Source organism: Micromonospora maritima (genome assembly GCF_902825405.1).
In the GTDB taxonomy this organism is placed as follows: Bacteria; Actinomycetota; Actinomycetes; order Mycobacteriales; family Micromonosporaceae; genus Micromonospora; species Micromonospora maritima.
On record NZ_CADEAU010000288.1, the window covers coordinates 1 to 6963 of the forward strand.

General features: G+C 74.1%; 5 protein-coding genes. 1 reads left to right on the forward strand and 4 read right to left on the reverse strand.

Annotated elements, in window-relative coordinates; translation table 11 throughout:
* Positions 1-26 precede the first annotated feature (26 nt).
* The 4 genes from HUW36_RS21925 to HUW36_RS21940 form a co-directional block, all read right to left on the reverse strand.
* Positions 27-1532: a Na+/H+ antiporter subunit D gene (locus HUW36_RS21925; RefSeq protein WP_174529896.1), complete on the reverse strand. Its 1506-nt coding sequence runs from the start codon at positions 1530-1532 to the stop codon at positions 27-29.
* Positions 1529-1999, reverse strand: a complete 471-nt coding sequence (locus tag HUW36_RS21930) for a Na(+)/H(+) antiporter subunit C (protein ID WP_246248266.1) — start codon at positions 1997-1999, stop codon at positions 1529-1531. Before HUW36_RS21930 ends, HUW36_RS21925 begins: the two co-directional genes overlap by 4 nt.
* Positions 2000-2054: 55 nt before the next feature.
* Entirely contained in the window at positions 2055-4889 is a 2835-nt protein-coding gene (locus HUW36_RS21935) for a Na+/H+ antiporter subunit A (RefSeq protein ID WP_174529897.1), read from the reverse strand.
* A 407-nt stretch (positions 4890-5296) separates the two neighbouring features.
* Positions 5297-5656: a hypothetical protein gene (locus tag HUW36_RS21940; protein ID WP_174529898.1), complete on the reverse strand. Its 360-nt coding sequence runs from the start codon at positions 5654-5656 to the stop codon at positions 5297-5299.
* A gap of 167 nt (positions 5657-5823) precedes the next feature.
* On the opposite strand from HUW36_RS21940, the gene HUW36_RS21945 reads away from it, so the two are divergent.
* Positions 5824-6963: DEAD/DEAH box helicase (locus HUW36_RS21945; protein WP_425487255.1), on the forward strand; the 1140-nt coding region annotated here is incomplete at its 3' end.

Sequence of the window (6963 nt, forward strand, 5' to 3'; positions counted from 1 at the left end):
GGCCCGGCTCGGCGGCAGGTCGTCGGTCACGGCACGTCCCGGGGCAGCACGGCCCGCACGTACGGGGTGCGCTGGCGCAGGTCGGTGGCGGCGTCGGCGGTGACCTGGAACAGCGGCCCGGCGGCCAGGGTGAGCAGCACGCCGATCGCGACAAGCGCGGCGGTGGCGCCGACCATCAGCCCGGGCAGCCGGACGATCGGCGTGTCGGTGGCCAGCCGCGGCGCCCGCCAGAACGCGATGTTCCACACCCGGGACGCGGCGTAGAGGGTGAGCAGGCTGGTCGCCGTCCCGGCCGCGACCAGCACGAAGGGCAACGCCCCGCCGTCGGCCACGCCGGCCTGGAGCAGGCCGAGCTTGCCGAGGAAGCCGGAGAACGGCGGGATGCCGGCGAGGTTCATCGCCGGCACGAAGAAGAGCACGGCGAGCAGCGGCGTGATCCGCGCCAGCCCGCCCAGCCGGCGCAGGTCGGTGCTTCCGGCCCGCTCCTCCACCAGACCGGCGACCAGGAAGAGCGTGGTCTGGATGGTGATGTGGTGCACCACGTAGAAGATCGCCCCGGACAGGCCGGCGACGGTGCTCAACGCCACCCCGAAGATCATGTAGCCGATGTGGCTGACCAGGGTGAAGGAGAAGAGCCGCTTCATGTCCGACTGGGCGACCGCGCCGAGGATGCCGACCACCATGGTCAGGCCGGCCACCACCATGAGCAGGCCGTCGACCTGGCCGCCGGGGAAGAGCAGCGTCTCGGTACGGATGATCGCGTACACACCGACCTTGGTCAGCAGGCCGGCGAAGACCGCGGTGACCGGGGCCGGCGCGGTCGGGTAGCTGTCCGGCAGCCAGGCGGAGACCGGGAAGACCGCCGCCTTGATGCCGAACGCGAGCAGCAGCATGAGCTGCAGGGTCAGGCGTACGCCGGAGGGCAGCGCGTCCAGCCTCCCGGCGAGCTGCGCCATGTTCAGGGTGCCGGTGGCCGCGTACACCAGCCCCACGCCGGACAGGAACAGCATCGAGGACAGGATGCTGACCACCACGTACGTGGAGCCGGTGCGCAGCCGCGCCTCGGTGCCGCCCAACGTGATCAGCACGAAGCTCGCGGCGAGCAGGATCTCGAAGCCGACGAACAGGTTGAACAGGTCGCCGGCCAGGAAGGCGTTCGTCACGCCGGCGGTGAGCACCAGGTAGGTGGGGTGGAAGATACTCACCGGCGCCGTCTCGCTGGTCTCCCCCCGCCCCTGGCCGATCGAGTAGAGCAGCACGCAGAGCGTGACCGCCGAGGAGACCACGAGCATCAGCGCCGCCAACTGGTCGGCCACCAGCACGATGCCCACCGGCGGCGGCCAACCGCCCACCCGCACCACCACCGGCCCCTGCCGGTACGCCTGCACGAGCAGCACCGCCGCGACCACCAGCACGCTGCTCAGGCAGAGCACGCTGATCGACCGCTGCAACCGGGGTCGCCCGGCCAGGATCAGGGTGAGCGCGGCGCCGAGCAACGGCACCACCACCGGCAACGGCACCAGGAAGCTCATGGGCCGTCCCGGCGCAGGCGGCGGCGGGCGGGTTCCGGGTCGACCTGCTCCGGGTCGTTGTCCGGACCCTCACCTCCCAGGTCCGCGGTGGACACCTCGTTGCGCTCGGCGAGCCGGACGATCTGCCGGTCCTCCAGGTCGTCCTGCACCTCGTCGTCGCCGCTGGTGTACCAACTCCGGTACGCCACCGCGAGCAGGAACGCGGTCAGCCCGAACGTGATCACCACGGCGGTCAGCACCATGGCCTGCGGCAGGGCGTCGCTCATGTCACCGGCCGGCGCGCTGCCGACCAGCGGCGCCGCGCCGGACCGCCCGCCGAGCAGGATGAGCAGGTTCACCCCGTTGCCGAGCAGGATCACGCCGAGCAGGATCCGGGTCAGGCTGCGTTCCAGCAGCAGCGTGACGCCGGTCGCGACGAGCACCCCGACCGCCAGCACCAGCACCAGCGTCGGCCCGGAACCCCTCACCGAGTCTGCCCCGATCGCGACTGCGGGGCTCGCAACCCCGGCTCACTCCTCGCGCTCACGATCCGCCCTCGCGCTGGACCGTCAGCCCGCGACCCGGTTCGCCGGCGGCCTCCACGTGCCGGTCCACCTCGGCGCCCAGGCTGCGCAGGATGTCCAGCACCAGCCCGACCACCACCAGGTACACGCCGATGTCGAAGAAGAGCGACGTGACCAGGTAGAAGTGGCCGACCAGGGGCAGCCACAGGTCCACCTTCACGCTCTGCAGCACGTCACCGGCGAGCGCCAGGCCGACCACCCCGCTGCCCACCGAGACGGCCAGCCCGGCGCCGAGCACCATCCCGGCGCCGACCGGCGCGGCCTCGGCCAGCTCGTACCGCCCGCCGGCCAGGTAGCGCAGCGTCAACGCGAGCCCGGCGACGAGCCCGCCGGAGAACCCGCCGCCCGGCGCGTTGTGCCCGGAGAAGAGCAGGAACAGCGAGAAGAGCAGCATGGTGTGGAAGATCAGCCGGGTGACCACCTCGAACACGATCGAGCGCCGCCGCTCGCGCAGCGTCTGCCCACCGCGCAACCAGACCGTGCGCCGGTCACCGTCGCGCAGGCCGGCCGGCTGGGGGCGGCGTGGCCGGGGCCCGGTGCGGGACCGCTCGAAGATCAGGCTGGCCACCCCGGTCGCGGTCACCACGAGCACCGCGAGCTCCCCCATCGTGTCCCAGGCCCGGATGTCGACGAGGGTCACGTTGACCACGTTGCGGCCGTACCCCTCGGCGGCGCTGAGGTCCGGGAAGGCCGCGGAGATCGACGGCGCCCGCCGCGCGCCGGACGCGGCGAGCGCCAGGCCGGCCATCACCAGGCCGGCGGCGACCCCGACGCACCGCCGCACCCAGCGGCTGCGGCGCAGCGGGCGGGCCGAGAAGCGTTCCGGCAGCCGGCGCAGCACCAGCACGAACACGGCGATGGTGGCGGTCTCCACCAGGAACTGGGTGAGGGCCAGGTCCGGTGCGCCGTAGAGGACGAACATCATCGCGGTGCCGTAGCCGGTCACGCCGACCAGCAGCATCGCGGTCAGTCGGCGGCGCGCGCCCACGGCCAGCACCGCGGCGACCGCGATCACCACGCAGACCACCAGTTGGGCGGGGTTGTCCCAGGGGGCCAGGTCGACCCGCCAGGGCGCGGTGGCCACCATCGCCGTGCCCGGTACGAGCACCAGCGCGACCAGCACGGTGCCGAGGTACTGCGGCAACGAGCCGCGCTGGGTGGCGCCGGTGACCTCGATGGCGAGCAGGTCGAACCGGTGCGTCACCCACTCGTACCCCTGGTTGCCGCCCACCGGCGAGCGCAGCCGGGCCAGCACCGGGGCGAGCGGGCCGCGGACCAGGTGCAGCACCACACCGCCGGCCAGCACCAGGGCGGAGAGGCCGAGCGCCGCGGTGGGCCCGTGCCACAGCGCCAGATGCTCCTCGACCGGGCCGAACAGCTCCGCGTACGGCTCGAACAGGCCGCTCAGCCAGCCGGCCGCCGGCCCGGTGACGAGCCCGGCCACGGCGAGCACCACCGGGGGTCCGAGCATCGCGGCCGGCGGTCGGGCCACCTCGGTGTCCGGCACGCCCGGGCGGGTGCCGAACGCGCCCCACAGGAAGCGGATGCTGTAGGCGACGGTCAGCGCGCTGCCGGCGACCAGCACGGCCAGTACCAGCGGGTCCCCGGTGAACGCGGCGAGCACCGCCTCCTTGCCCACGAACCCGATCAGCGGCGGCACGCCGGCCATCGAGGCGGCGGCCAGCCCGGCGACCGCGGCCAGCACCGGGGCGGCCCGGCCCACCCCGGACAGGTCCCGCAGGTCCCGGGTGCCGGCCTCGTGGTCGAGGATGCCCACCACGAGGAAGAGCGCCGCCTTGAACAACGCGTGCGCCACCAGCATCGCCACGCCGGCCAGGGCCGCCTTCGGGGTGCCCGCCCCGAACACCGCCACGAGCAGGCCGAGCTGGCTGACCGTCCCGTACGCCAGCAGCAGCTTGAGGTCCGTCTGCCGCAACGCCGCCCAGCCGCCGATCACCAGCGTGACCAGGCCGGCGACCACGGTGACCGGCCGCCACGGCCCCGCCGGCGCGAGCGCCGGACCGAGCAGCCCCAGGAGGAACACGCCGGCCTTCACCATGGCGGCGGCGTGCAGGTACGCGCTGACCGGCGTGGGCGCGGCCATCGCCACCGGGAGCCAGGCGTTGAACGGGAACACCGCGGACTTGGCCAGCGCGCCGGCGAGGACGAGCAGCACCGCCGTGGCCAGGTATCCGCCGCCGGGCAGCGGCGCGGCGGCCACCGCCGACCAGCGGTAGCCCCCGGCGTGGTGGCCGAGCAGCAGGAACCCGACGAGCATGGCCAGGCCGCCGAGCGTGGTCACGGTGAGCGCCTGGGCGGCGGCCCACCGGCTGGACCGGCGCTCGGTGCTGTGTCCGATCAGCAGGTAGGAGAAGACCGTGGTCAGCTCCCAGAACACGTAGAGCAGCAGCAGGTCGTCGGAGACGACGAGGCCGACCATCGCGCCGGCGAAGGCGACCATCACGGCGGCGAACCGGGCCAGCCCGACGGAGCCGGGCTCGAAGTAGCGGGCGGAGTAGACGAGCACCAGCGCGCCGACGCCGCCGACCAGCAGCAGCATCACCCAGGACAGCGTGGTCACCCGCAGCGCCAGGTCCAGGTGCAGTTGGGTGATCCAGGGGTACGTCTCGACCACCGCGCCGCCGTCGCGTACCGACCCGGTGTGGGCCACCGCCCAGCCGAGGGTGGCGGCCGGGGCGAGGGCGAGCAGCAGGCAGGCGCGCGGACCCCAGATGCGGACCAGCAGCGGGGCGAGCAGCGCCGCCACCAGGTGCAGGATCAGCAGGACGAGCACACGCACTCCCGGTCGAGGCGACAGCGCGCGGGGGCACGCTGCGGGTACGACCGATCAGACGCCACTTCCCCACCCACCCGCGCCGTTTTCCGAAAACCCACCCGCCCCGGACACCCGTCCCACCCCACCCCGGGCCCGCCCCCGGCGATCAGGGCTTGAACGTCAGGAATTCGCGCCGTCCACGACACCAACGCCCCACCCCCTTGGTGGTGATCAAGGAGTTGGCGTCGGGGCAGCGCGCGATGGTGACGCGAGGTCCTTGATCGACCCCGTGGACCTGAAACGGAGATGCCGTGGGACGGGCGGCGGGACCGAGGGATGCCGTGGTCCGGAGAGCGGGCGGGTGCGGGGCCCGGGCGGCGGGCGGGTGCCGGGGTCCGGTGGGGGGGGTGTCGTGGCGCCGGGGGTCAGGGCAGGGGGGCCGCGGTGGGGGTGGGGCGGAGCTCCGCCGAGGTGGTCGGGTGGCCGAGCTGGCCGGCCGCCTTGTCGACCACCCGCTGCGCGGCGGCGAGGGACCGGACCGGCAGCCGGGCGTCGCGGGTCTCCCGGCGCAGGACGAAGTAGTGCACCGCGGCCCGGACCAGGGCCCGGTCGGCGGCGCTGGAGAAGGCGGTGGCGACGACCATCTCGCGCAGGCGCCGGGCCAGCTCCTCGGCCAGTTCGAGGTCGGCGCCCCGCAGGTTGGCGCGGAGCGCGGCGAGCCGGCTGTCGACCTTGCGGATGAGCACGTCGGTGCCGGGCCTGGAGCCTCGCTCCTCGACGGTCATCCACGCCTCCAGCCACGCCGCGTTGCGAGTGAAGTTACTTTATGTTGCACCCCGCAAGCAAGCAGTTAAGTAAGACTTAACGGATTAACCGCCCATTACTCGCTTCGAACGTGTGCGTGGGACAGAACCGCCAGCCGTCCGGCCGGATGTCACACCGGCGCGGCAGGATGGTGGGCGTGGCGGACGACGTGGCCCCGGCCGACGGGGTGCTGGCGGAATTCGGCGCGGCGACGCGGGAGTGGTTCGCCGCGGCCTTCGCCGCGCCCACGCCCGCCCAGCGGGGCGCCTGGCAGTCCGTGGCCGCCGGGCGCAACGCCCTGGTCGTCGCACCGACCGGCTCCGGCAAGACGCTGGCGGCGTTCCTCTGGTCGCTCGACCGGCTGGCCAAGGAGCCCCCGCCCGCCGACCCGCGACGCCGCTGCCGGGTGCTCTACGTCAGCCCGCTCAAGGCGCTCGCCGTCGACGTGGAGCGCAACCTGCGCGCCCCGCTCACCGGCATCCGTCAGGCCGCCACCCGGCTCGACCTCGTCCCGCCCGACATCACCGTCGGCATGCGCACCGGCGACACCCCGGCCGACGAGCGGCGAGCCTTCGCCCGCACCCCGCCGGACATCCTCATCACCACACCCGAGTCACTGTTCCTGCTGCTCACCTCCGCCGCCCGCGACTCGCTGCGCGGCGTGGACACCGTGATCGTCGACGAGGTGCACGCGGTGGCCGGCACCAAGCGCGGGGCGCACCTGGCGCTCTCGCTGGAACGTCTCGACGCGCTGCTGGAGCGCCCGGCGCAACGGATCGGGCTGTCCGCCACGGTGCGCCCGATCGACGTGTGCGCCCGCTTCCTCGGTGGCGCCCGCCCGGTCGACGTGGTGCAGCCGCCGGCCGACAAGACCATCGAGGTCAGCGTCCAGGTCCCGGTGGAGGACATGACCCGCCTCGACGAACAGGAGCCCCCGGAGGACGAGCTGGGCGGCCTCGGCCCGCGCCGGCCCTCGATCTGGCCGGCCGTCGAGGAGCGCGTGCTCGGGCTGATCCGGGCGCACCGGTCCACCATCGTCTTCACCAACTCCCGGCGCAGCGCCGAGCGGCTCTGCGCCCGCCTCAACGAACTGGCCGCCGAGGAGCTGGAGGCGTCGACCTCGCCCGGGGGCAGCCGCGTGGCCCGGGGCGGTGAGCCGGTGCGCGTATCCGATCTGTTGCCGACCGACGACGTCCCGCCGGCAGGCGACGACGGTCCGGCGGACGCGGACGGCGGCGGTCCGGCGGACGCGGACGGCGGCGGTCCGGCGGACGCGGCGGGCGGCCGG

What these genes read in the sequence shown, in the direction of transcription:
- HUW36_RS21940 (WP_174529898.1), bottom strand. Translation starts at nt 5,656, where the DNA reads ATGACCGTCGAGGAGCGAGGCTCCAGGCCCGGCACCGACGTGCTCATC.
- HUW36_RS21925 (WP_174529896.1), bottom strand. Translation starts at nt 1,532, where the DNA reads ATGAGCTTCCTGGTGCCGTTGCCGGTGGTGGTGCCGTTGCTCGGCGCC.